Source organism: Lentzea waywayandensis, from assembly GCF_900115955.1.
GTDB lineage: Bacteria > Actinomycetota > Actinomycetes > Mycobacteriales > Pseudonocardiaceae > Lentzea > Lentzea waywayandensis.
On the sequence record NZ_FOYL01000007.1, the window covers coordinates 55,679 to 79,201 of the forward strand.

A 23,523-nucleotide genomic window follows, 5' to 3' on the forward strand; every position below is an offset into this window, starting at 1 on the left:
TCGTCTTCGTTACCCAGGTATCAGCCAGCTAGCGATGGGATCCCGAGCGGGCCCGCCGCAACCGGCAACCAGGGCGCAGCGCCGCGCCGCCTTGACCGCCACGCGCGACTGTCCTGACCGACAGCAGCGTCGCCCGCACCAGGGGGAGGGAGATCCATGACCGTCACGAGGATCTCCGACCGTGAAGTCGGAGAGAACACGCCCACCGTCGTCGAGCACGAACTCGACGCGCAAGGACCAGCAGCCGACCTCGTTCGAGTCTACCTGAACGGAATCGGCAAGACCGCGCTCCTCACCGCCGAGGAGGAGGTGGAGCTCGCGAAGCGCATCGAGGCAGGTGTGTTCGCGCAGCACGTCCTGGAGACGGCCAAGCGCCTCACCCCCACCCGCCGCGACGAGATGGGGGCGCTCGTCCGCGACGGCCGCCGCGCCAAGGACCACCTGCTCAAGGCCAACCTGCGCCTCGTCGTGTCGCTGGCCAAGCGCTACACGGGCCGTGGCATGCCGCTGCTGGACCTGATCCAGGAAGGCAACCTGGGCCTGATCCGCGCCGTCGAGAAGTTCGACTACACCAAGGGCTTCAAGTTCTCGACCTACGCGACGTGGTGGATCCGCCAGGCCATCACCCGCGGCATGGCCGACCAGGGCCGCACCATCCGCCTCCCCGTCCACCTCGTCGAGCAGGTGAACAAGCTCGCGCGGATCAAGCGCGACCTGCACCAGACGCTCGGCCGCGAGGCGACGAACGAGGAGCTCGCGAAAGAGGCCGGGCTCAACCCGGACAAGGTCGCCGACCTGCTCGACCACGCGCGTGACCCGGTATCGCTCGACATGCCGGTCGGCACGGAGGAGGACGCTCCCCTCGGTGACTTCATCGAGGACTCGGACGCCACCGACGCCGAGAGCGCCGTCATCTCCGGGCTGTTGCAGGACGACCTGCGCCGCGTTCTCGCGACGCTGGAGCCGCGCGAGCAGGCCGTGATCCGGCTGCGCTACGGCCTCGAGGACGGCCAGCCGCGCACCCTCGACCAGATCGGCAAGCGGTTCGGCCTGTCGCGTGAGCGGGTGCGTCAGATCGAGCGCGAGGTCATGTCCAAGCTCCGTCAGGGCGAACGCGCTGCGAAGCTGCGGGCCTACGCCTCGTAGTCCCTGAAGTCGTCACGGTCAGGTTTCACCTGTCCGGCAGTATTGACTTGTGACTCAACTCACGGCACGGTCGGGCGTTACCAGAGCCACGCGACGCCCGTCGTGAGTCGGGTTAGCACGCGAAGGAAGGTCGGGACGGCCGGGGGCCGCCCCGGCCTTCCGCGTTCGCGGGCCCTGCGAGGAACACGGTTGCGAAGAACACGGTGGACGGGGACCAGTACGTCCCTTTGATGGCGGTACGGTTTTCTGATCCGAACTGCACACCGTTGGAGTTGTGTACCCCGTGCCCACCACATTCGAGTACACCGACGTCCTCCCCCTCGCGAAGGACACCGAGACCGAGTACCGCCTCGTCACCTCCGACGGGGTCAAGCTCATCGAGGCCGGTGACCGCAAGTTCCTGGAGATCGCGCCCGAGACGCTGACGCTGCTCGCGAAGGAGGCGATCCGGGACATCCAGCACCTGCTGCGCCCGTCGCACCTCGCCCAGCTGCGCAAGATCATCGACGACCCCGAGGCCTCCGGCAACGACCGCTTCGTCGCGATGGACCTGCTGCGCAACGCCGCCATCTCGTCCGGTGGCGTGCTGCCGATGTGCCAGGACACCGGCACGGCGATCATCATGGGCAAGCGCTCCGAGACCGTCCTGACCGGCGGCGACGACGAGCAGGCGCTGGCCCGCGGCGTCTACGAGGCCTACCAGGAGCTCAACCTGCGCTACTCGCAGATGGCTCCGGTGACGTTCTGGGACGAGAAGAACACCGGCACGAACCTGCCCGCGCAGATCGAGGTGTTCCACAAGCCCGGCCAGGAGCCCGTCTACGAGTTCCTGTTCATGGCCAAGGGCGGCGGTAGCGCGAACAAGACGTTCCTCTACCAGGAGACGAAGGCGGTGCTGAACCCGAAGCGCCTCGCGTCGTTCCTGGACGAGAAGCTCCGTTCGCTCGGCACCGCCGCGTGCCCGCCGTACCACCTCGCGGTCGTCGTCGGCGGCCTGTCCGCCGAGCAGAACCTGAAGGTCGCGAAGCTCGCCTCCGCCCGCTACCTCGACAACCTGCCGTCCGAGGGCTCGGCGCTGGGCCACGCGTTCCGCGACACGGACCTCGAACAGCAGGTCCTGGAGTTGACGCGCAACTTCGGCATCGGCGCCCAGTTCGGCGGCAAGTACTTCTGCCACGACGTGCGCGTCATCCGTCTCCCCCGCCACGGCGCGTCCCTCCCGGTCGGCATCGCGGTGTCGTGCTCGGCCGACCGCCAGGCCAAGGCGCGCATCACGGCCGAGGGCGTGTTCCTGGAGCAGATGGAACGCGACCCGGCGCAGTTCCTGCCCGAGATCGAGGGCGAGGACCTGTCCGACGAGGTCGTCCGCATCGACCTCACCCGCCCGATGTCGGAGATCCGCGACATCCTCACCCAGCTCCCGGTGAAGACCCGCGTCTCGCTGACCGGCCCGCTGGTCGTGGCCCGCGACATCGCGCACGCCAAGATCAAGGAACGCCTCGACGCCGGCGAGGAGATGCCGCAGTACCTCAAGGACCACCCGGTCTACTACGCCGGCCCGGCCAAGACGCCCGAGGGTTACGCCTCCGGTTCGTTCGGCCCGACGACCGCCGGCCGGATGGACTCCTACGTCGAGCAGTTCCAGGCGGCGGGCGGCTCGCTGGTGATGCTCGCCAAGGGCAACCGCTCCAAGCAGGTGACGAACGCCTGCTCGTCGCACGGCGGCTTCTACCTGGGCTCGATCGGTGGCCCGGCGGCGCGGCTGGCGCAGGACTGCATCCGCAAGGTCGAGGTGCTCGAGTACCCCGAACTGGGCATGGAGGCGGTCTGGAAGATCGAGGTCGAGGACTTCCCCGCGTTCGTCGTGGTCGACGACAAGGGCAACGACTTCTTCGCGGAGACGTCGACCCCGACCCTGCAGATCAGTTTCCGCCGTTAGACCTTCTCACCAACGACAGCAGGACGGCGCACGCGAGGGCAGGGTGCGCCGTCCTGCGTCGTCTACGCGTCAGCCGGTTTCCTCGCGGGACTCGAGCACCAGGCGGCGGTTGCCCAGCGGCGCGTCCAGGCGGACGGTCAGTGGCACCTGACGGACCTCCTGGGTGCACACGGTGCCGGGGGGCTGCTTGGTGATCGTGACCAGCGTGATCTGGACGATGTCGGCCGACTGGCCGGTGATCTCGGCGCGGGCCTCCTTGCAGCCGCCGCCGACGCCGAAGACCTGCACGTCACGGCCGTCGCCGAACACGTAGGCCTCGTCGCGGTAGGTGTCTGACAACGATGTCGTGTCGACCTTCTCCTTCGCCACGGGCGTGACGTTGGGCGGGACGACGGGCTTCTCCTCCGAGATCGAGACCGGAGGCTGGACGGGCGCGGTGGGGTTCCCGCCCGACGAGCCCGTGCCGGGGGTGCCGCTCGAACCGGGCGCGGTCGTGCCCGTGGGCGACCCGCCCGACGAGCTGGAGCCGGGCGCGCCGGACTGCGTGCCGGACGAGCAACCGACGAGCACGACGGCGAGAGCAACGGCAGCGACGGCGTTTCTCATGCGGTCCATCCTCGCAAACCGGGACACGAAGTCCCTGTCAAATGTCCTGCGACCTGTCCGGTCGAACTTTCACCGCGAAGAAAAGAGGTACCCGGCCGACGGGGCAGATGCCGGCCGGGCACCGTGGGAGGAAGGTCTACTTCTGTTCCTGCCGCGACGTCAGCGCGACCGTGCGCTCACCAAGGGGCTCGGAGAGCTGCACCGTCAGCGGAGGGAAGCGGATGTCCATAGTGCACATCTGCTTGGTCAGCGGCAGCGTCTCGAGCAGCTCGATCTTCACCGTGGAAGCGTTCTGCTCCAGCACGGACGCGCTCGCCTTGCCGCATCCGCCCTCCTGGGCGACGACTCCGACGGTCTTCCCGTCGCCCTGCGTCCACACGGTGCGCGGATGGTCCGGCGCCAGACCGTTGGCATCGAGCTTCGTCACGGGTTTGCCGTCCGGCGGCACTTCTCCTGGCGCGACGTTCGGGGGCAGCTCGGAAGGTGAGGTGGCGGTCGGCAACTCCTGACCGCCACCTGCTCCAGTGCCCGCGTTCTGCGCACTGCCACAGGCCGAGATGACCAGCAGCAGGACGCCAGTGCCAACTACGGTTCCTATGTGCCTCATGTTCAGAGGACGGAACCGCGCTCACAACGGGTTGCAGTGACTTACCTTCACAGTTAGCGGTCCAGTTAGCGGCTAACGGCCGTTACAGCCTCTCGCAAAGCTTCCAACCGGGCCGAGGACGCAAGACCACCGTGGTAGAGGTGGAACTCCTCCACACCGGCGTCCAGGTACGTGAGCCACTCCTTCGACAACGCAGCACCGTCGGCCGGCTTCGGCGGCAACCCCAGCACGTACGCGGCGATCCGCGTGTCCGGGGCGACGGCACGAAGAGCCTCGATGCCGGGGACGGCGATCTCCGGGCCTGGCCAGCACATCGTCGTCAGGACGTCGACGTCGGCGTCGACTCCCCCGGCCACGGTCGCGAACGGCCCAGTGCCCCAAGGGTCCGCCGTCACGTGCATGCCGATCCGGATCGAAGGCGCCGCCGTACGAATCTCGCCGACCAGCCTCTGCCGCAACGACCGCACAACGCTGGCGCGCACAGCCTGAACGTTCTCCGCGAGAGCGCCCAGCGCTTCCTCGACGCTGGACGCCCCGCGATCGACCCCGGCCCGGACCGCTTCACGCAGGGCATCCGGGTCGGCGTACAGGGCGGTGCAGGCAGAGCAGAAGCACAGCGACAACAGCTTCTGCTGCACCGCGTTCCAGTCCGTGCCGTCGGTCTTCTCGTGGTGCCCGCCGTGGAAGAACCCCAGCGGCCCGCAGGCCTCCAGGATGATCCCGTCCGGCGCGCCGAGCTCCAGCACCTCCGACACCAGCACCGACGCGTACTCGACGACGTCGGGCTGCGCGGTGCACAACGCGTACGGGTAGCGATCCCCGAACGCGTTCACCACGGTCACATCGGGATGCAGGTCGCCCAGCCGCGAGTTGTGCGTCAGCACGGTCCACGCGTACACGGGAAGTCCCGCGGCACGAACCAAAGCCGCCGCGGCACCGAACGAGTCGGAACCGTCCACCCAGGACGGTTCCGCGGGCACCAGCCGGCCGTACTTCTCCGAACGCACCGGCAGGTAGAACGCCGCGTGCCGCGCGTCGACCATTCGATGCGAAGGGTGCAGCGGCGTCGCGGCCCGCACGGTGTGATACGACGCGGCGACGGCGATCGCGTCGACGCCGAGCTCCTGATACCGCGCGACGGCCTCAGGGTCTCCGATCAGGTCCCACGGATAGGCGTGGACAACCGACTTCACCACCGGGGACGCTTCCTCTCGTAGCTCGGGTCGAACTTCTGCATGTAGCCCGTGTCGTCACGAGACGTGATGCCACAACGAACGTAGTTCTCGGCCATGCGCGCCAACGCGTCACGATCCAGCGTCACACCGAGACCAGGCGTGACGGGCACCGGCACCGCACCATCCACAAAGGACAGCACGCCGGGCTCCACGACCTCGTCCGCCGCGTTCCACGGGTAGTGCGTGTCGCACGCGTAGTTCAGGTTCGGTGTCGCCGCCGCCAGGTGCGTCATCGCGGCCAGTGAGATGCCGAGGTGCGAGTTCGAGTGCATCGACAGGCCGATGCCGAAGGTCTGGCAGATCATCCCCAGCTGACGCGACCGCTGCAGACCGCCCCAGTAGTGGTGATCGGACAGGAGCACCTGCACGGCGTCCTGCTCCACCGAAGGCTTGAGGTGCTCGAACGCGACCACGCACATGTTGGTGGCCAACGGCATCGGCGCCTTCGCGGCCACCTCCGCCATCCCGGAGATCTCCGGCGTCGGATCCTCCAGGTACTCCAGCACGCCGTCGAGCTCCTCGGCGACCTTCAGCGACGTCGCCGACGACCAGGCCGCGTTCGGGTCCAGCCGCAGCGGGTGGTCCGGGAACGCCTCGCGCAGAGCGCGGATCGCCTCGATCTCCTGCTCCGGCGGGAAGACGCCGCCCTTGAGCTTGATCGACCCGAACCCGTACCGCGAGATCATCTTGGTCGCCTGCGCCACGATGCCGGCGGGGTCGATCGCCTCGCCCCACTCGTCCGGCTCGGCGCCGGGATGCCCGTCCCACTTGTAGAACAGGTACGCCGAGTACGGGACGGCGGAACGCACCGCACCGCCCAGCAGGTCGTGCACCGGACGCCCGAGCGCCCTGCCCTGGATGTCCAGGCAGGCGACCTCGAACGGCGAGTACACGCGGTCGACGGTGCTCTCCGCCGTGATCTTCCCGGTCAGGCCGTGCTTGTCCTGGCCTGCCTTGCCGCCGAGAACGGCGGAGACCCGCGCGTGCATCTCGTTCAACGCGAACACGTCGAGGCCGATCAGGGAGTCCACAACGGACCTTGAGCGCTCCAGGTGCCCAAGGTCGCCGTAGGTCTCCCCCAGCCCCGAGATGCCCTCGTCGGTGTGCACCTCGACGATGGTGCGCAGCGCCCACGGCTCGTGGACGCCGGCCGAGTTCAGCAGCGGCGGGTCCCGGAACGCGATCGGTGTCAGAACAATCTCGGTGATCTTCATTCCGAACGCCCTCTCAGCTCAGCAGAGCCTTGCCCGCAGCGATGATCTTGTCGAGAGCGGCCAGGTGCTCGTCCAACGGGTCGATCAACGGCGGCCGCACACCGCCCACCTCGAGTCCGTTCGCGCGCACCGCGGCCTTCACCAGGGCGACCGCGTAGCCGGGAACCTTGTCCCGCAGCTCGACCAGAGGCTTGTAGAACTCGTAGAGGAAGCGGTTCACCAGCTCGGTGTCGCCGGACTGCACGGCGTTGTAGAAGCCGATCGAGATCTCCGGCGCGAAGCAGAACACCGCCGACGAGTACAGCTCGACGCCGATGCCCCGGTACGCGAGCTGGGTCATCTCCGCGGTCGGCAGGCCGTTGAAGAACTGGAACGGCTTGTCAACGTTGGCACGAACCGACAGCACGATCCGCTGCATCTGGTCGAGGTCGCCGATGCCGTCCTTGAAGCCCACGACGTTCGGGATCCGCGCGACCTCGACGGCGGTCTCCGGCGTGAACCGCGCGTTGTTGCGCTGGTACACGATGATCGGCAGCTCGGTGACGCCGGCGACCTCGGCCACGTACCGCACGAGTCCGGCGGCCGGGTTGGTCACCAGGTACGGCGGGAGCAGCAGGATGCCCTGCGCACCGGCGCGTTCCGCCGCCTGCACGAACTGCTTGGTCGCGACGACCGAGCCGCCCGCGCCGGCGAACACCGGCACCTTGCCCGCGGTCGCCTCGACCGCGACGGCCACCGCCCGCTCGAACTCCTCCAGCCCCAGGGCGTGGAACTCGCCGGTGCCGCAGGCGGCGAACACCGCGCCCGGCCCGGCGGAGACACCGTGCTTGACGTGCTCGGCGAGCACGTCGTACGCGATGTTCCCCTCGCTGTCGAACGGGGTCACCGGAAAGAACAGCACACCATCGAGTTGCATAACCAGACTCATCCCTTGATCGCTCCGGTGGTGATCCCACGCAGGAAGGACTTCTGCAGCGACAGGTACACGACCAGGCTCGGTACCAGCGCCAGCAACGCTCCGGCCAGCACGATGCCCGTTCCGACCTGATCGTCGGACCGGAGCGCGAGAAGTGCGACCGTGAGCGTGTAATCGGAGGGGTCAGCGGCGACGATCAGGGGGAGCAGGTACTGCTCCCAAATCATGTTGAAGCCGAACACGGCGATGACGCCGAGCGCGGGTTTGCACAGCGGGAGGATGATCTGCGCGAAGAGACGCAGCTCCCCGGCACCGTCCACTTTGGCTGCCTCCTCCAGTTCGCTGGGGATCTCCTTCATGAACTCCGTCATGACGAAGATGGAGAAACCCCAAGCCCCCAACGGGAGGATGACGCCGAGCAGGGTGCCCCTGAGACTCACGTGCACCAGCGGTAGGTCTCCGATCACCAGCGACAGCGGGATCGCGATGACCTCCTCCGGCAACATCATCGTGGCGAGAATGACCAACAGTGCGATGGCCTGACCGCGAAACTTCTTGCGCGCCAACGCGTAGGCGGCGAACACGCTCACCGACAGCTGCAACAGCAGCGCACCACCGGCGATGACCAGCGAGTTCATCAGGTAGTGCCAGATCTTGTTCTCCGCCGCGACCTGGAAGTTGATCAGCGACGGGTTGTCCGGGATCACCGACAGCTTGGTCGGGTCCGGGTTGTGGTCGAACGCGCCGGAGAAGATGACCAGCAGCGGGCCGCAGAAAAGGATTACAGCGAGGGCACTGAAAAGGAAGCGGATGGCCTTGCTGCCCCAGGCGTCCGGCCGGGTGGACCAGCCGATGGCGCTGTCGAAGCGGCTCGAGTTGACGCTCATCGCGCCTCCTTCCTCCGGCGGTACCACTGCACGCTGACCGTGAGAACGAGCGTGACCAGGAACAACAACACCGAGCCCGCCGAGGCGAGTCCGGCTTCGGACTGTTCGAACGCCGTGGTGTAGACGCGGGTCATCCAGACGTCGGTCGACCCCGCGGGGCCACCTCCGGTGAGCACGTACACCTCGGTGAAGACGCGCAGGCCGCGGATCGCCGCCAGCGTCAGCAGGATGGTGATGACGGGCCGCAGCGCGGGGAGCGTGACGTTCCAGATCCGTTGCGGCGTCGAGGCTCCGTCGATCGCGGCGGCCTCGTACTGCTGGCGGTCGATGCCGGCGAGCCCGGCGAGGATCAGCACCATGTCGTACGGGGCGTGCTTCCAGATGCCCACGAACATGACCGACACCAGCGAGGTGTCCGTGCTGTGGATGTACTCCCAGGGCCCGAGGCCGACCCACGAGATGAGCTCGTTGAGGAAGCCTTCGGGCGCCGGGTAGAAGAACAGCCGCCAGATCTCACCGATGACCGCGGTGGCCGCCACGACGGGCAGGAACACCGCGGACCGCACGAACCACAGCGACTTGGTGTGGCCTTCGAGCAGCAGCGCGAGGAAGAAGCCGATCACCATCGCGCCGACCGTCTGACCGCCGGCCAGCACGAGGGTGTGCCAGCTGGCGGTCAGGAACTTCTCGTCCTGCAGGATCGTCGCGTAGTTCTTGAAGCCGACGAAGATGTCGCCGAGGAACGGCCGGACCTCGAACAGCGAGAGCCGGATGCCCTCGGCCATCGGGATGAACTTGAAGACCAGGAAGATCAGTACGGCGGGAAGCAGGAACAGCCACGGGATGAAGGTGGCTCCCGTGAGGCGACGCCGGCGGCGTCGCCTCACGGGGTGGGTTTCGACGGCACCGCCGCCACTAGCCGTCGAGCCCACGTCTCGGGTGTCGCCGAGTGACTGAACTGCTGTCACTTCGACGCCTTCTGGTTGTCGAGTTCCTTCTTGAGCGCTTCCGCGAGGGTCTTCAGCTCGGCCGAGGAGTCAGCGGGGCACTTCGCGAAGATGGAGTTCAGGGTCTCCGAGGTCTTCTGCCGGAACGGCGCGAAGTTCGGAACGCTGGGGAACGGCCGCGCCTCGCTGGAGTACACGCCCGCCACGGTCGCCCAGCGCGGGTCCTTGTACGTCGCGTTGACGTCGACGGTCTTGTTGACGGGCAGGCGGACGACCGGCTGCGGGTCGCCCTTCATGCCGGCCTGCTGCGCCTCGGACGTGATCAGGTACTCGGCGAGCTTCTTCTGGTCGGCGGTCTTCGCGGAGCCGGCCATCTGGTAGATGTTCTCGCCCTCACCGAGCACCGTGGCACCGGCCGGGCCCTTCGGGGACGCGATGACCTCGTACTTGTCCTTGCCGACCGACTTGTCGAAACGGCCGATCATGTACGGGCCGGTGAGGTAGATGCCGCTCTTGCCCGACTCGAACAGCGGGTGCGCGTCGTTCGTGCCCAGGGTCAGCGAGCCGGGCTGCATGACCTTGTCCTCGCAGAAGAGCTTGCGCAGCCGTTCGACGGCCTTGGTCGACTCCGGCGAGTCGATGCCGACGCGGAACTTGCCGTCGCCCTCGTCCTCGAGGATGTCGCCGCCGCCCTGCCAGATGTAGCTGGCCGCCCACCACGCGAGGTAGCCGCGGTCGGTCGTGCCCGGCACGAGCATGCCGTAGGTGTCGTTCTGCCCGTTGCCGTCGGGGTCGTTGCGGGTGAAGGCCCTCGCGAGGTCGTCGAGCTCCTCCCACGTGGTGGGGATCGGCTTGCCGAGCTTCTCGCGCCAGTCCTTGCGGATCAGCGTGACCATCGCCTGGGTGGAGTAGGGGATGGCGTAGAACTTGCCGTCCGCGCCCTTCCCGTTGTTCCACGCGCGGTCGACGATGTCGCCGCTGCCCGCGACGTCGTCGCGCTTCACCTCGGTCGTCCAGCCCTGCTTGACGAAGTTGCCGAGCGAGCCGGTGTCGGTGATGACGACGTCGGGGAGGTCCTTCGACGCGGCGCGCTGCTGCACCTGCTTGTCGAAGTCGTTGAAGATCGGCTTGTAGTCGACCTGCACGCCGGTCTTCTCGGTGAACGACTTGAAGATCTTCTCGTAGACCTTCGCGGTCGCCTCGGTCGAGCGGGTCCACACTTCGAGAGGCTTGCTCGGGTCCTTGGACGACGTCGCCGTGGTGCCACCGCTGCCGCATCCTGCGAGCAGCGCTGCCACGCCCAGCGTGGCAATTGTCGTGGCTGTTCTACGGCGCATCGTCGGAGCCCTTCGTGTTCAGATATATGAACGTGGGTCGTACTTGTGAACCTGATGCAGGACTGTAAGAATCACCACAGCGACGTGTCAAGGGCATGTTGCGCACAGGTTTCGAGGAGGCCAGGTGGCGTCGCCGATCGACAGAGGCACAGCTCGTCCGGGCGCAGTGAAGTCCGCCGACCGAACGGTGGAGTTGCTCGAGGTGCTGTCCGCGTCAGACCGCAGACTGACGCTCACTGAGCTGCACCGCGAGCTCAGCTATCCCAAGTCCAGCCTCTACATGCTGCTGCAGACGCTCGTCGCACGCGGCTGGGTGGAGGTCGACTCGGACCGGGGCACGTACGGCATCGGCGTACGCGCGCTGCTCGTCGGTACGTCCTATTTGGACCACGACCCTGTTGTACGCGCGGCGATCCGTGTGATGGAGCAGGTCCGTCAGGACATCAACGAGACCGTTCACCTTGCCCGTTTGGACGGAGCGGACGTCGTCTACCTGGCGAGCCGCGAGTCCGAACACCACCTGCGGGTCGTCTCGCGCGTCGGCCGCCGGCTGCCCGCGCACTCGACGTCGCTGGGCAAGGCGGTGCTCTCGACGCGGACGCCGGAGGAGGTCGATCTGATCCTTCCGGCCGAGCTGTCGCCGCTGACCCCCAACACCGTGACCGATCGGGCGGCGCTGCACGAGCAGCTCGCCGGGTTCCGAAATGTCGGCTATGCCCACGAACGCGAGGAGAACACACCCGGGCTGGGTTGTTTCGCGGTGGCGTTGCCTTATCGAAATCCCGTTCTGGACGCTATGAGTTGCTCGGTTCCTCTGGGCAGACTGGACCCCGAGCACGAGCGGCAGGTCATCGCCGCTCTGCTCGACGCCGCCCGGCAGATCACCGAACTCCTCCGCCAGTTCGGTCGCTGAGCTTTGCCGATACACCTGAACAAGACGGAGGGGTCCAACCCGTGACCGCACGCATCCTGATCACCGGCGCCGGCGGCGGGGTGGGCACGCTCATGCGTACCCGCCTCGCGGCGGAGGGCCGTGTCCTGCGGCTGCTGGACATCGCGGAGCTACCCGCGGCCGCCGACGGCGAGAACGTCGAGCTCGTCGAGGCGTCGGTGACCGACATGGCCGCGATGGAAGCGGCGCTGAAGGACGTCGACGCGGTGATCCACCTCGGTGGCCACAGCCTCGAGGAGCCGTGGGAGAAGATCCTGCGGGTCAACATCGACGGCACGCACACGCTGCTCGAAGCCGCGCGCCGGCAGGGAGTTCGCCGGGTGATCCTGGCCAGCTCGAACCACGCGGTCGGCTACCTGGAACGCGCCGACGGCGAGGCGGGCGACTACGCGTTCCCGCGCCCGGACACGTACTACGGCGTGTCCAAGGTGGCGCTGGAGGCGTTGGGGTCGCTGTACGCCGACCGCTACGGCATGGACGTGATCGCGATCCGCATCGGTTCGTGCTTCGAGAAGCCGCGTGACGTGCGGATGCTCTCGACCTGGATGTCACCGGACGACGGCGCGCGCCTGTTCGAGGCGGCTCTTTCCTTCCCGTCCCCCGGTTTCCGGATCGTGTGGGGAGTTTCGAACAACAAGCGCGGCTGGTTCTCGCTCGACGAGGCCCGCGCCATCGGTTACGAGCCGCAGGACGACTCCGAGGAGTACGCGGCAGCGGTGCTGGAGCAGCACGGCGGTGAGCTCGATCCCTCGTCGCCCGCGGCGAGGTACGTGGGCGGGGCCTGGTGTGGCCCCGATTTCGACACGGCAGTCAAGGAGGCAGGGCGTTGAGCCACGTCGTTCAGGGATACAACCCGCGCACCGGTGAGCCGTTCGGCGAGCCGGTTGCGAAGACCCCCGACAGCGAGGTGGACCGGATCGCCTCCGCCGCGGCCGTCGCGTTCTCGGCGTGGTCGGTCGTTCCGGCGGCGGATCGTGCCGTGGTGCTGGAGAAGGTCGCGGACGCGCTGGACGGCGAGTCGTCGTTGCTCGTCGAGACCGCGGACGGCGAGACGGCGCTGGGCGTGCCGCGGCTGACGACCGAGCTCAAGCGCACGACGAACCAGCTGCGGTTGTTCGCGGAGGTGCTGCGCGAGGGCAGCTACGTCGAGGCCACTTTGGACACGGCGAACCCGGACATCATCCCGCCGCGCCCGGTGCTGCGGCGCGTGCTCCGTCCTTTGGGGACGGTCGCGGTGTTCTCCGCGTCGAACTTCCCGTTCGCGTTCTCGGTCGCCGGTGGTGACACAGCCTCCGCGCTGGCGTCCGGTTGTTCCGTTGTGGTGAAGGCACATTCGGCGCACCCGTCGACGTCGCGCGAGACCGCGCGCGTCGTGGTGGACGCGCTCCGCGAGGCCGGTGCGCCCGAGGGTGTGTTCGGGATCGTGTACGGCACCGAGTCGGGTGTCGCGCTGGTGAAGCACCCGGCGGTGCGCGCGGTCGGTTTCACCGGCTCGACCGGTGGCGGGCGGGCGCTGTTCGACCTGGCGCAGGGCCGGCCGGACCCCATCCCGTTCTACGGCGAACTGGGCAGCGTGAACCCGACGGTGATCCTGCCGGGCGCGGCTGAGCGCGAGGACATCGCGGCCGGGTTCGCGGCGTCGCTGACGATGGGTGTCGGCCAGTTCTGCACGAACCCCGGCCTGGTCTTCACGCCCGAGGCGCTGGTGCCCGCGCTGGGTGAGGCCGTCGCGGCGACGACCGGTGGCGCGATGCTGAACGAGCGGATGTGCGACTCCTACACGGCGTCGACGGACGCGCTGGCCGCGTCGGACCTGGTGACCGTCGTGTCCGCGGGCACGCGCCCGGACGAGGCGTGGGCCGTGGCTCCGCGTCTGTTCAGCGTGCCGGTGTCGGTGTTCGAGGAGAACCTCGAGAAGCTCACCGAGGAGCACTTCGGCCCGGCCGCCCTGGCCGTGACCTACTCGGACCCCGCCGAACTGCACTCGGTGCTGGCGAAGCTGCCGGGCACGCTGACCGGCACGGTGCACGCGGAGGCGTCGGACCACGCGGAGGCCGGTGAGATCGCCGAGGTCCTGCGGCACGTCGCGGGTCGCATCATCTTCAACGCGTGGCCGACCGGTGTCGCGGTGGCGTGGGGTCAGCACCACGGTGGCCCGTGGCCGTCGACGACGAACCCGCTGCACACGTCGGTGGGCGCCACGTCGATCCGCCGCTGGATCGCGCCGGTGACGTACCAGTCGTGGCCGGACGCGTTGCTGCCGGCGGAGTTGCGGGACGCGAACCCGCTCGGCATTCCGCGCCGGATCGACGGCGTGCTCGGCGTGCACTGAAAGGTTGCCGGATGAGCGGGGCCGCTGACTTCACGTCGGCGGCCCCGTTTTTCGTTGGGAGGACATGGGATGGTCGGTCGTCGTGCCTACAACTTCATGTACCGGACCTGGGCGCCGTGGGAGGGCGGTCCCCGTGCCGAACTGGTGAATCTGGTGTCGTCAGGACGGATCGCGCCGGGCCGCGCGATCGATCTCGGCTGCGGCAGCGGGGCGAACTCGATCTTCTTGGCCGAGCACGGCTTCGACGTGACGGGCGTGGACTTCTCCCCCGTCGGCCTGGAGAAGGCCCGGCGCGCGACGCCGCCGTCGTTGTCGATCGAGTGGCTGCCGGGGGATCTGACGGCCACGTCGATCCCCGGCGTCTCCGGGACGTTCGACCTGCTCGTCGACTACAGCGTGCTGGACGACCTGCGCGGTCCCGCCCAGGACGCGATGGCGGCGACCGTGCTGCGGCTGTCGCACCCCGGCTCGCTGTTCCTGATGTGGTGCTTCTACGACGAGATCCCGTGGTGGAAGCGTCGTGGCGCCCGGTTCCCCGGTCTCGCCGTGGGTGACGAGCAGCGGCTGTTCGGGGCGTCGTTCGACATCGAGCGGCTGCCGGAGCCCGCTTCCGGAAGCGGTTTCGCGTGCTTCCTAATGAGACGCTCCTGATCCGCGATTGATTAGTCGGTTAATACCAATACGGCCAGGCGCACGCCGTATTCGTGTCGGTGACATGTCACCGAGCCAACATCAGTCCGATGTTTAAATGAATTCGACAGCTCCTTTCGCGGCCCGCCGGGGCAAGATGGTTATCGCACGGCGTCGTCCAGGGGAGCGGGACATGACCGACCTGCGTTTCGCATGGCTTGAGATCACCGGCAAATGTCAGCTGAGCTGCACGCACTGCTACGCGGAGTCCGGACCGCGCGGCGACGAGGGCGTGCTCAGAACTCGCGATTGGTTCCGGATCATCGACGATGTGGCCGAACTCGGCGCGCACTCGATTCAGTTCATCGGCGGCGAGCCGACATTGCACCCCGATTTACCGGAGTTCGTCGATCGCGGACTGGTCGCCGGACTCGAGGTCGAGGTGTTCAGCAATCTCGTGCACATCGGCCCGCGCCTGTGGGACACCTTCTCCCGCCCCGGCGTGCGCCTGGCGACGAGCTACTACTCCGACACGGCGTCCCAGCACGAGGCCATCACCCGACGGCGCGGCAGTCACGCCCGCACCCGCGCGAACATCGCCGAGGCCCTGCGCCGCGACATCCCGCTGCGCGCCGGCGTCATCGATGTCAGCTCTTCCGACCACATCGGCCGCCAGCGCACCCACGGCGCCCAAGCCGAGCTTTCCTCGCTGGGCGTCACCGACATCGGCGGCGATCGCCTACGCCGCATCGGCCGCGGCGCAAACGCTTCACCTGACCCTGACCAGTCCAATCTTGGCCAGACCGGTCTCGACCAACTCTGCGGCCGCTGCGGCCACGGCGCCGTCGCCATCTCATCGTCCGGCGAAGTCTGGCCATGCGTGTTCGCCCGCCGAACCCAGCTGGGCAATATATTGGATACGGATCTAGCCACGATCCTGTCGACCGCTCGACTGGCCCCGCCGGTCACCGCCGGCCCTTCGTGCTGGCCCCAGGGCGGCGGCTCCTGCGCCCCGAACGACGACCCACCCCGCCCCTAGACGGTCCCGACCTGTGCGGCGATCACCTTCGCGCACTCGACCGCCTCGGCCTTCGCGGTGTCGACCTCGACGTCGTAACTCATCCCGCGATGCACGAGTTCAGCCTGCGCCTCGGCCATCCCGGCAACCCGATCACCACGAGCAAGCTCGCGCCCGGCGGCGACAGCGGCATCACACCGCACCCCGACCCACACCACGCGAAGCCCGTCCAGGGCCTTCTCCCACCGCCGCCGTGACTCGGCCCCACCCAGGAACACGTCGTCCACGATCACCCGCGCCCCCGCGCGCACCATCGCCGCGACGCCGTTCATCCAAGCGTCCTCCAGCAACCGGAACTCGGCCCCGACGCTGACCTCACCGTCGACCGCGAACCCAATGCCCTCCGACCCGAGCCGCAACCGCGCGGGCATCACGTCGATCAACGTGTCGACCCCGATCGCCAGCCACGCCTCGGGCAACACCGCCTGCAGGCAGCGCGCGACCCCCGACTTGCCGGAGCTGGACCCACCGTTGAGAACGATCACCTGAGCACTCGACGACACGCTCCGACCGTACCCACGCAGCCCCGCCCCCACCCTTCACTCCCCGCCTCTCAGCCCCTAGCAATGAGCCGTTTGCGGACGCCGTCAAAAGACTCATTGCTAAGGCCCAGCTCACGGCCGGTCCGCAGACCGATATATCGCTGCCCACCCACCCCGGATGCAAAATACGTTTGCGGACGAAGTCAAAAGACTCATTGCAAAGGTCGACATCGAGGGCCCCACCAGGTGGCGCGACGAGTCAGCGGCGAGCGGCGCCCGCCCGCCGTTCCTCCTGCAACTCCCGCTGGTACCCGAGGAAGTCGACCTCCAGCGTGTGCCGCTTCGACTTCACGTACCGGCGCCGCAGCGTCTCCCGGTAGGAGGTGATCTCCGCCTTCATCTCCGGCACCGGAGGCAGCACCCCACGCCCCGAGATCAGGTCGGCGATCCACTCGGACTGCGCCTCGGCCAGCGGCATGATCGCCCCCAGCGGCTGGATCAGCCCGAGGAAGTAGAGCCCGGGATGCGCCGGATCCACGACCCGCCGGTACAACGACACCTCGTTGTCCGCGGACGACACGGCGGGGAACTCGGCAGAGGACAAGAACGGGAAGTCGACCTTGTAGCCGGTGCAGTAGACGATCACGTCGACGTCCTCGCGGGACCCGTCCGCGAACACGACCCCGGCCCCGTCGAGCCGCGTCAGGTTCGGTTTCACCGTGATGTCGCCGTGCCCGAGCCGGGTCAGCAGGTCGTCGGACACCGTCGGGTGCGCGGCGAGGATGCCGTGCGACGGCTCGGGCAGCCCGTAGTCGGAGAGCTTGCCGCGTGCCAGCCGCAGCATCGCCCGCACGGACAGCGCTTGGAGCCAGGCGGGCGCGAAACGGGCGAGCGGCGAGGTCGTCAGGTGATCGGTCGGCATGCCGAAGAGGTACTTGGGCATGATGTGCGCGCCTCGGCGCATCGCCAGAAACGTCCGCGCGGAGACGCGTGAGGTCTCGACCGCGATGTCGCAGGCGGAATTGCCGATGCCGAGAACCAGCACCTTCTTGTCCGCGAATCGTTCGGGCGTCTTGTAGAAGTGCGCGTGCGTCTGTTCGCCGTCGAACGAGCCGGGAAACGCGGGCTCGGGCATCCGCGGCGACCAGTGGTGCCCGTTCGCGACGATTACTGAACGATAGACACCCGAAATCTCCTCGCCGGTATCGCGATCGCGCGTCGTGACGGAATAGCCACCGGGCGCGACGGAAACCGAGGTGACCTCGGTCCGGAACCGGATGCGGTCGCGGAACCCGTGGTGCTTCACGAAGTCGTCGAAGTACTCGGCGATCTGGAAGTGCGAGGGATAGGCGGGCAGACGCGCGGGCATCGGGAAGGACTTGAACTCCATCATCTGCCGCGAGGTGTTGATGTGGAGGGAGCGATAGGCGGACGACATGCCGTTGTCGTTGAGGTAGCGCCAGTTGCCGCCGATCTCCGACCCGGTCTCGAAGCAGTCGAACTCGATGCCGCGGGCACCGAGCACCTGACATGCGGCGATGCCGGAGGACCCTGCCCCGATGACGCACACGCGTTCCATGACTCTGAAGTATTTTCACGTTCAAAGCGCCTGTCAATCACCTGGACAAGGTCATAAATCGGACGAAATTGTCAGACCTCAGCGCCATGATGCCCGCATGACAGACGCGATCGTGGCCGAAGGCCTGGTCAAACGCTACGGATCGGTCGTCGCGCTCGACGGCCTGGACCTCACCGTGCCCGAGGGGACCATCACGGGTCTGCTGGGTCCCAACGGCGCCGGCAAGACGACAGCGGTACGCGTGTTCACCACCCTGCTCGAGGCCGACGAGGGATCGGCGCGCGTCGCCGGGCTCGACGTGCGCAAGCAGGCCGACGAACTCCGCACGAAGATCGGTCTCTCCGGCCAGTACGCGGCCGTCGACGACAACCTCACCGGGTTCGAGAACCTCGACATGGTCGGCCGTCTCTACCACCTCGGCCGCGCCAGAAGCCGGGAACGAGCCCGCGAACTGCTCGCCCGCTTCGACCTCGAAGACGCCGCCGACCGTCCGGTGAAGGGCTACTCCGGCGGCATGCGGCGCAGGCTCGACCTCGCGGGCGCGCTCGTCGCGAAGCCGACCGTGCTGTTCCTCGACGAACCGACGACGGGCCTCGACCCACGCTCCCGGCTGGGCATGTGGGACGTGATCGAGGAACTGGTCAAAGGCGGCACGACCCTCCTGCTCACCACCCAGTACCTCGAGGAAGCGGACCGGCTCGCCGACCAGATCGCCGTCATCGACCACGGCAGGGTGATCGCCGAAGGCACCGCCGACCAGCTCAAGGACCAGGTCGGCGGCGAACGTCTCGAACTGTCCGTCGCCACGTCCGCCGAGCTCAGCACCGCCGCCGGCACGTTGGCCGGTCTCGCCGTCGGCCAGATCGACGCGGACGACCGCCAGAACCACCTCACCGTGCCGGTCACGGGCGGGTCCTCGGTGCTGATGGAGGCGATCCGGCGGCTGGACGCCGAGTCGGTGAAGGTCCTCGACATCGGGCTGCGCAGACCGACCCTCGACGACGTGTTCCTGGCCCTGACCGGGCACGTCGCAGACGACTCAGCGCAAGGGGAACAGAAGTGAAGCTGCTGCAAGCGCTCGCGGACGGCGCGGTCGTCGCCAAGCGCAACCTGATCAAGATCAAACGCGTACCGGACCTGCTGGTGTTCTCCACCGCGGCACCGATCATGTTCGTGCTGCTGTTCGCCTACGTGTTCGGCGGCTCGATCCAGATCCCCGGCATGGACTACCGCGAGTTCCTGATGGCAGGCATCTTCGCGCAGACCGTGCTGTTCGGCGCCACCATCACCGGCAGCGGCCTCGCCGAGGACATGACCAAGGGCATCATCGACCGGTTCCGCTCGCTGCCGATGGCGCGCTCGGCCGTCCTGGTCGGCCGCACCACGTCGGACCTGGTCAACAACGCGCTGGTCATCGTCATCATGATGATCACCGGCCTGATCGTCGGCTGGCGCATCCACTCGTCGCCGCTGGAGGCCCTCGCCGCGGTCGGGATCCTGCTGCTCTTCGCCTACGCGTTCTCGTGGGCGATGGCGTGGATCGGGCTGCTGGTGCGCAGTCCTGAGGTGTTCAACAACGCCAGCTTCATCTTCATCTTCCCGATCACCTACATCGCGAACACGTTCGTGCAGTCGGAGAACCTGCCTGCGGGCCTGCGTCACGTCGCCGAGTGGAACCCGGTCTCGGCGGTCACGCTGGCCGCCCGCGAACTGTTCGGCAACACCTCTCCCCTGCAGACGCCGCCGGACGTGTGGCCGCTGCAGCACCCGGTGCTCGCGTCGCTCGGCTGGGTGGTGGTGTTCCTGCTGATCTTCGTTCCGCTGGCCAACTACCAGTACAAACGCGCCGTAGCCCGCTGAGTGGAACGGGGTATGCCGAACCGCGTCGCGCCCAATACGTTGTGCCCCATGCGAAATCTTCTCGTGGCAGTCACGTCGGTACTGGCGTTCGCGGTCTCCACCGGCACGGCGGCGGGCGCACCGCTGCCGTGCCCGGAGATCTTCGCGACGAACAACACCGCGATCATCACCGACCCCGCCGACCCGCGGTTGCGGGACAGGCTCGTGAAGTTCGACCGCGAGGTCCGCGCCGTCGTGCACGCGAACGGCGGCTTCACGACCCGTTCGACGCTGCTCGACGGCGTGTTCTGGTCGGGCGACCTTCAGCAGACGACGTTCGAACGCTCCCGCAAGTTCGACGTCACGCTGAACGAAGAAGCCCTGCGCCACACCGCATCCACGATCAGCAAGCAGTTCCGGCAGGAGTCGGTGCTCACGTTCCGCTTCCTGCTCGCGAACTCGCCGAAGGTCGACGCCGTCCAGGTCGAGGTCGACGGCATCACCGCGCAGCAGGTCCGCGAAGGCCTGCTCAAGGACGCGGTCGCGCGCGAGAAGCTCGGCGGCGGCAGCGTCACGTTGCAGGACAAGGCGATCCTCATCGCGGGCGTCGACGACCTGCCGACCGTGCGGGCGTTCGTCACGAACATCGGTGGTGACCTCCGCAAGGCCAAGGTGCGCAAGGGCACGTGGGAGTTCGTGAGCGCGGAAACTCTTTTGTGGAACGGGCAAAGCGCCGCCTAACCTCGTGGGCATGGCAGCAACCCTGGTCCGCGGCCAGAACGTGGACATTCGCATGTGGACTCGACCGGACGAGGTCGAGGAGTTCGCCATGCGGCAGCTGCAGAACATCTCCTCGCTGCCGTGGGCGTTCAAGCACATCGCGGTCATGCCCGACGTGCACTACGGCAAGGGCGCCACGGTGGGTTCGGTGATCGCGTTGCGTGACGCCGTCTCCCCCGCGGCCGTCGGCGTGGACATCGGCTGCGGCATGACCGCCGTGCGCACCTCGCTCACGGCCAGCGACCTGCCGGAGACACTCCGTGGGCTGCGGTCCCGGATGGAGGCCGTGGTCCCCGTCGGTTTCGGTCAGCACAAGGCGACCGCGTTCACCGAGAGGGACGCGTCCGACTGGGGCACGTTCTGGAGGAAGTTCGACGACCTCACGCCCGTCGTGAAGGCACGCGCCGACAAGGCGCTGCACCAGATGGGCACGCTCGGGGGCGGCAACCACTTCCTGGAGGTCTGCCTGGACGGCGACCAGCGGGTGTGGGTCATGCTGCACTCCGGGTCACGTGGGATCGGCAACGAGCTGGCGCAGCACCACATCGCGGTGGCGCGCACGCTCGCGCACAACTCCGAGCTGCCGGACCCGGACCTCGCCGTGTTCCTCTCGGGCACGCCCGAGATGGCCGCGTACCGGCACGACCTGTACTGGGCGCAGGACTACGCGCGACGCAACCGCGCGGTCATGCTGCGCCTGGTCTGCGACGTGCTGCGGGGCGAGTTCCCGCAGATCGTCTTCGAGGAGCCGATCTCGGCGCACCACAACTACGTGTCGGAGGAGAACCACTTCGGCGAGGACGTTCTGGTGACGCGCAAGGGTGCGATCCGCGCCGGACTTGGTGAGCTGGGCATCATCCCGGGTTCCATGGGCACCGGTTCGTACATCGTGCGCGGCCTCGGGAACCCCGACTCGTTCGAGTCGGCGTCGCACGGCGCCGGCCGCAGGATGTCGCGCAACAAGGCCCGCAAGACGTTCACGACGAAGGATCTCGCTGCCCAGACAAGTGGTGTCGAGTGCCGCAAGGACTCCGGCGTGGTGGACGAGATTCCGGGCGCCTACAAGGACATCGACACCGTGATGGCGAACCAGTCCGACCTGGTCGAGGTGGTCGCCAAGCTCAAGCAGGTGGTTTGTATCAAGGGTTGATGTTTCCCTTGTGGGTGAACGGGAAGCCTCCAGGACAGCAGAGTCTTTCTTGCCTGTCTTGGAGGTTTTTCCATGTCAACGGGCGCCATCATCGGCCTGGTGGTCGCGGTTCTAGTGGTGCTGGCGGTCCTCGCGTTCGTGCTGAGGCCCGCTATGCAGCGCAAGAAGCTGCGCGACCGCTTCGGCCCTGAATACGACCGCGCGGTCACGGACAGCGACAGCAGAACGGCCGCGGAGAAGGAGCTCGCCGAGCGGGAGCACCGCCACAGCGAGTTCGACCTGAAGCCGCTTTCCCAGACGGCACAGGAGAGTTACCGCCGGCACTGGGCGAACGTGCAGGCGAAGTTCGTCGACTCGCCGGAGAGTGCGATCGCCGACGCCGACCGTCTCGTGACCGATCTGATGGCCGAGCGCGGTTACCCCACCGAGGGTTACGAGGCGCAGCTGAGCGTTCTGTCCGTCGAGCACGCGCGGACCCTGGAGCACTACCGCAAGGCGCACGACATCTCGGAGCGCCAGGAGATCGGCGAGGCCAGTACCGAGGACCTTCGCACCGCGATGGTGCACTACCGCGAACTCTTCACGGATCTGCTCGAACACGGCGCCGAGCCGCGCAAGAACAGGGAAACCGTGCGGAAGGAGAAGACTGATGTCTGAGGCACCCACTCACGCCGCTGGGGTTCCCACCCCGGCTCGTCCGCAGCAGGGCGAGCGCACCCCGCAGCAGACGCAGCGCACCGACGCGGAACGGACTGACGCGCAACGCACTGAGGCCCAGCGCACTGAGGCCCAGCGCACCGAGGGCCAGCGCACCGAGGGCCAGCGCACCGAGGGCCAGCGCACCGACGCGAACCGGACCGAAGCGCAGCGCACCGAAGCGCAGCGCACCGACGCTCAGCGCACCGAGGCGCAGCGGACCGACGCTCAGCGCACTGACGCTCAGCGGACCGACACGAACCGGACCGAGGCGCAGCGCACGGAACACGAGCGCGGCGAGCAGCACCGCACCGGTCAGCAGCCCACCGGGTCGCAGCGCGCCGACCAGCCGCGCACCGACCAGAAGAGCAGCGACCAGAAGCTGTCCAGCAAGCTCGAGGACGAGTGGCAGTCGGTGCAGTACGACTTCGTCGACGACCCGAAGGCCGCCGTCCGCAAGGCCGACGACCTCGTGACCCGCGCTCTCGAGGAACTGAACAGCCGGCACCGCTCCCTCACCAAGCAGCTCGAGGGAAACGGTGATCCACAGACCGAGGACCTGCGACTGGCTCTCCACCGCTATCGGGAATTGTTCAAGTCGCTGGTCGCCGTCAAATAAGTGCTGGAAGCCCCGGCGCCGTGGCCGTAACAGGTGGCGGCGCCGGCAGGCATGTCCGGACCCTTTTCCCGCGTCAGCTGGGCAGTTCGCGGATCTCCATCTCGAGCACGTCGATCTCGTCGCTGATCGCCTCGTCGAGCATGTCGTCCAGCAGCTTGCGGCACTCCGCCGATCCGCAACGGGGAAGTCCCGCGCCGAACCGCGGCACCTGCTCCCACCACACCGCCGGGTTGTTCCAGAACGACCCGGAACCCTGGTCGACACCTTCGAGGCAACGCAGCCTCTGGTCACTCGCCGGAAGGGCTCGCACGAACTCGATGAACAACGCGAGTGCGTCGGGATTGCTCACCGGGACCGCGCCGTAGCCGCGCAGGCAATCCTCGAGTTCTGCGAGGAACTCCGCCTTGAAGGACACGGCACACCCCCGCTCCTCCGCACCGTTGCGGACGTCCTGAAGTTCGTACCGTCAACAGTACCTCCGCGACTTGAGCGGGAAACGAGTGCGAACGGGCGGTATCTTCCTACGCCCACACGGGGTGCGGTGACCCGCAG

Annotated in this window: 24 protein-coding genes; 13 read left to right on the forward strand and 11 right to left on the reverse strand. The window is 67.7% G+C overall.

The window, feature by feature from the left end; genetic code table 11:
- Positions 1 to 156: 156 nt before the first annotated feature.
- Together BM417_RS25720 and BM417_RS25725 are read left to right on the forward strand one after the other, a co-directional pair.
- Positions 157 to 1,146: a sigma-70 family RNA polymerase sigma factor gene (locus BM417_RS25720; protein WP_090073384.1), complete on the forward strand. Its 990-nt coding sequence runs from the start codon at positions 157 to 159 to the stop codon at positions 1,144 to 1,146.
- Positions 1,147 to 1,420: 274 nt separating this feature from the next.
- Positions 1,421 to 3,085 (forward strand): fumarate hydratase, encoded by a 1,665-nt coding sequence (locus BM417_RS25725; RefSeq protein WP_407656174.1) that lies wholly within the window; start codon positions 1,421 to 1,423, stop codon positions 3,083 to 3,085.
- A 69-nt stretch (positions 3,086 to 3,154) separates the two neighbouring features.
- Here the strand turns inward: BM417_RS25725 and BM417_RS25730 are convergent, their stop codons facing one another.
- The 8 genes from BM417_RS25730 to BM417_RS25765 all read right to left on the reverse strand — a co-directional run bounded on the left by BM417_RS25730 (position 3,155) and on the right by BM417_RS25765 (position 10,834).
- On the reverse strand, positions 3,155 to 3,691 hold the full coding sequence (locus BM417_RS25730; RefSeq protein WP_143138801.1) for a hypothetical protein: 537 nt from the start codon (positions 3,689 to 3,691) through the stop codon (positions 3,155 to 3,157).
- Positions 3,692 to 3,827: 136 nt separating this feature from the next.
- Entirely contained in the window at positions 3,828 to 4,298 is a 471-nt protein-coding gene (locus tag BM417_RS25735) for a hypothetical protein (protein ID WP_093599544.1), read from the reverse strand.
- Positions 4,299 to 4,363: 65 nt separating this feature from the next.
- On the reverse strand, positions 4,364 to 5,491 hold the full coding sequence (locus BM417_RS25740) for a hypothetical protein (protein ID WP_245822168.1): 1,128 nt from the start codon (positions 5,489 to 5,491) through the stop codon (positions 4,364 to 4,366).
- On the reverse strand, positions 5,488 to 6,747 hold the full coding sequence (locus BM417_RS25745; protein ID WP_093599550.1) for a glucarate dehydratase family protein: 1,260 nt from the start codon (positions 6,745 to 6,747) through the stop codon (positions 5,488 to 5,490). Before BM417_RS25745 ends, BM417_RS25740 begins: the two co-directional genes overlap by 4 nt.
- A 13-nt stretch (positions 6,748 to 6,760) precedes the next feature.
- Positions 6,761 to 7,663 (reverse strand): 5-dehydro-4-deoxyglucarate dehydratase, encoded by a 903-nt coding sequence (locus BM417_RS25750; protein WP_093599553.1) that lies wholly within the window; start codon positions 7,661 to 7,663, stop codon positions 6,761 to 6,763.
- A gap of 8 nt (positions 7,664 to 7,671) precedes the next feature.
- Positions 7,672 to 8,550 (reverse strand): carbohydrate ABC transporter permease, encoded by an 879-nt coding sequence (locus BM417_RS25755; protein ID WP_093599556.1) that lies wholly within the window; start codon positions 8,548 to 8,550, stop codon positions 7,672 to 7,674.
- Positions 8,547 to 9,437, reverse strand: a complete 891-nt coding sequence (locus BM417_RS25760) for a carbohydrate ABC transporter permease (protein ID WP_218164564.1) — start codon at positions 9,435 to 9,437, stop codon at positions 8,547 to 8,549. Before BM417_RS25760 ends, BM417_RS25755 begins: the two co-directional genes overlap by 4 nt.
- A gap of 77 nt (positions 9,438 to 9,514) precedes the next feature.
- Positions 9,515 to 10,834, reverse strand: a complete 1,320-nt coding sequence (locus BM417_RS25765) for a sugar ABC transporter substrate-binding protein (RefSeq protein WP_093599559.1) — start codon at positions 10,832 to 10,834, stop codon at positions 9,515 to 9,517.
- A 166-nt stretch (positions 10,835 to 11,000) separates the two neighbouring features.
- Between BM417_RS25765 and BM417_RS25770 the strand changes: the two genes are divergently transcribed.
- The 5 genes from BM417_RS25770 to BM417_RS25790 all read left to right on the forward strand — a co-directional run bounded on the left by BM417_RS25770 (position 11,001) and on the right by BM417_RS25790 (position 15,787).
- Positions 11,001 to 11,747 carry an IclR family transcriptional regulator gene (locus tag BM417_RS25770; protein WP_281251357.1) on the forward strand — a complete coding sequence of 249 codons (747 nt, stop codon included), beginning with the start codon at positions 11,001 to 11,003 and terminating at the stop codon, positions 11,745 to 11,747.
- A gap of 41 nt (positions 11,748 to 11,788) precedes the next feature.
- Positions 11,789 to 12,616, forward strand: a complete 828-nt coding sequence (locus BM417_RS25775) for an NAD-dependent epimerase/dehydratase family protein (protein WP_093599562.1) — start codon at positions 11,789 to 11,791, stop codon at positions 12,614 to 12,616.
- Positions 12,613 to 14,118, forward strand: coding sequence for an aldehyde dehydrogenase (NADP(+)) (locus tag BM417_RS25780; RefSeq protein WP_093599565.1), 1,506 nt, complete (start codon positions 12,613 to 12,615; stop codon positions 14,116 to 14,118). The genes BM417_RS25775 and BM417_RS25780 overlap by 4 nt, the downstream gene beginning before the upstream one ends.
- Before the next feature lie 69 nt (positions 14,119 to 14,187).
- Positions 14,188 to 14,769, forward strand: a complete 582-nt coding sequence (locus BM417_RS25785; protein WP_093599568.1) for a class I SAM-dependent methyltransferase — start codon at positions 14,188 to 14,190, stop codon at positions 14,767 to 14,769.
- Between the two features lie 172 nt (positions 14,770 to 14,941).
- Positions 14,942 to 15,787, forward strand: a complete 846-nt coding sequence (locus tag BM417_RS25790; RefSeq protein ID WP_093599571.1) for a radical SAM/SPASM domain-containing protein — start codon at positions 14,942 to 14,944, stop codon at positions 15,785 to 15,787.
- Here the strand turns inward: BM417_RS25790 and cpt are convergent.
- Both cpt and BM417_RS25800 read right to left on the reverse strand, forming a co-directional pair.
- Positions 15,784 to 16,329, reverse strand: coding sequence for a chloramphenicol phosphotransferase CPT (gene cpt, locus BM417_RS25795; RefSeq protein WP_245822170.1), 546 nt, complete (start codon positions 16,327 to 16,329; stop codon positions 15,784 to 15,786). The two genes, BM417_RS25790 and cpt, sit on opposite strands and share 4 nt — an antisense overlap.
- A 238-nt stretch (positions 16,330 to 16,567) precedes the next feature.
- Positions 16,568 to 17,887, reverse strand: coding sequence for an NAD(P)-binding domain-containing protein (locus BM417_RS25800; RefSeq protein ID WP_093599574.1), 1,320 nt, complete (start codon positions 17,885 to 17,887; stop codon positions 16,568 to 16,570).
- 97 nt (positions 17,888 to 17,984) lie between these two features.
- Here BM417_RS25800 and BM417_RS25805 point away from each other — a divergent pair, with 97 nt between their 5' ends.
- From BM417_RS25805 to BM417_RS25830, 6 genes are all read left to right on the forward strand, one after another.
- A complete protein-coding gene (locus tag BM417_RS25805) occupies positions 17,985 to 18,950 on the forward strand; it encodes an ATP-binding cassette domain-containing protein (RefSeq protein WP_093599577.1) in 966 nt (321 codons plus the stop codon).
- Positions 18,947 to 19,747, forward strand: coding sequence for an ABC transporter permease (locus tag BM417_RS25810; RefSeq protein WP_093599580.1), 801 nt, complete (start codon positions 18,947 to 18,949; stop codon positions 19,745 to 19,747). Before BM417_RS25805 ends, BM417_RS25810 begins: the two co-directional genes overlap by 4 nt.
- 48 nt (positions 19,748 to 19,795) lie before the next feature.
- Positions 19,796 to 20,467: a hypothetical protein gene (locus BM417_RS25815; protein ID WP_093599583.1), complete on the forward strand. Its 672-nt coding sequence runs from the start codon at positions 19,796 to 19,798 to the stop codon at positions 20,465 to 20,467.
- Positions 20,468 to 20,477: 10 nt separating this feature from the next.
- The gene (locus BM417_RS25820; RefSeq protein WP_093599586.1) at positions 20,478 to 21,656 is read left to right on the forward strand and encodes an RtcB family protein; all 1,179 of its coding nucleotides are present in this window, start codon (positions 20,478 to 20,480) and stop codon (positions 21,654 to 21,656) included.
- 72 nt (positions 21,657 to 21,728) lie between these two features.
- A complete protein-coding gene (locus BM417_RS25825; RefSeq protein ID WP_093599589.1) occupies positions 21,729 to 22,313 on the forward strand; it encodes a hypothetical protein in 585 nt (194 codons plus the stop codon).
- Positions 22,306 to 22,971: a hypothetical protein gene (locus BM417_RS25830; protein WP_093599592.1), complete on the forward strand. Its 666-nt coding sequence runs from the start codon at positions 22,306 to 22,308 to the stop codon at positions 22,969 to 22,971. The genes BM417_RS25825 and BM417_RS25830 overlap by 8 nt, the downstream gene beginning before the upstream one ends.
- A 73-nt stretch (positions 22,972 to 23,044) precedes the next feature.
- Here BM417_RS25830 and BM417_RS25835 read toward each other — a convergent pair whose 3' ends face one another.
- A complete protein-coding gene (locus tag BM417_RS25835; protein ID WP_093599595.1) occupies positions 23,045 to 23,386 on the reverse strand; it encodes a hypothetical protein in 342 nt (113 codons plus the stop codon).
- Positions 23,387 to 23,523 lie beyond the last annotated feature (137 nt).

Excerpts from the sequence above, each read along its gene's own strand:
- BM417_RS25720 (WP_090073384.1), top strand. The coding sequence starts at position 157 with ATGACCGTCACGAGGATCTCCGACCGTGAAGTCGGAGAGAACACGCCC.
- BM417_RS25730 (WP_143138801.1), bottom strand. The coding sequence starts at position 3,691 with ATGAGAAACGCCGTCGCTGCCGTTGCTCTCGCCGTCGTGCTCGTCGGT.
- BM417_RS25735 (WP_093599544.1), bottom strand. The coding sequence starts at position 4,298 with ATGAGGCACATAGGAACCGTAGTTGGCACTGGCGTCCTGCTGCTGGTC.
- BM417_RS25745 (WP_093599550.1), bottom strand. The coding sequence starts at position 6,747 with ATGAAGATCACCGAGATTGTTCTGACACCGATCGCGTTCCGGGACCCG.
- BM417_RS25750 (WP_093599553.1), bottom strand. The coding sequence starts at position 7,663 with ATGCAACTCGATGGTGTGCTGTTCTTTCCGGTGACCCCGTTCGACAGC.
- BM417_RS25755 (WP_093599556.1), bottom strand. The coding sequence starts at position 8,550 with ATGAGCGTCAACTCGAGCCGCTTCGACAGCGCCATCGGCTGGTCCACC.
- BM417_RS25765 (WP_093599559.1), bottom strand. The coding sequence starts at position 10,834 with ATGCGCCGTAGAACAGCCACGACAATTGCCACGCTGGGCGTGGCAGCG.
- BM417_RS25785 (WP_093599568.1), top strand. The coding sequence starts at position 14,188 with ATGGTCGGTCGTCGTGCCTACAACTTCATGTACCGGACCTGGGCGCCG.
- BM417_RS25790 (WP_093599571.1), top strand. The coding sequence starts at position 14,942 with ATGACCGACCTGCGTTTCGCATGGCTTGAGATCACCGGCAAATGTCAG.
- BM417_RS25800 (WP_093599574.1), bottom strand. The coding sequence starts at position 17,887 with ATGGAACGCGTGTGCGTCATCGGGGCAGGGTCCTCCGGCATCGCCGCA.
- BM417_RS25805 (WP_093599577.1), top strand. The coding sequence starts at position 17,985 with ATGACAGACGCGATCGTGGCCGAAGGCCTGGTCAAACGCTACGGATCG.
- BM417_RS25815 (WP_093599583.1), top strand. The coding sequence starts at position 19,796 with ATGCGAAATCTTCTCGTGGCAGTCACGTCGGTACTGGCGTTCGCGGTC.
- BM417_RS25820 (WP_093599586.1), top strand. The coding sequence starts at position 20,478 with ATGGCAGCAACCCTGGTCCGCGGCCAGAACGTGGACATTCGCATGTGG.
- BM417_RS25825 (WP_093599589.1), top strand. The coding sequence starts at position 21,729 with ATGTCAACGGGCGCCATCATCGGCCTGGTGGTCGCGGTTCTAGTGGTG.
- BM417_RS25830 (WP_093599592.1), top strand. The coding sequence starts at position 22,306 with ATGTCTGAGGCACCCACTCACGCCGCTGGGGTTCCCACCCCGGCTCGT.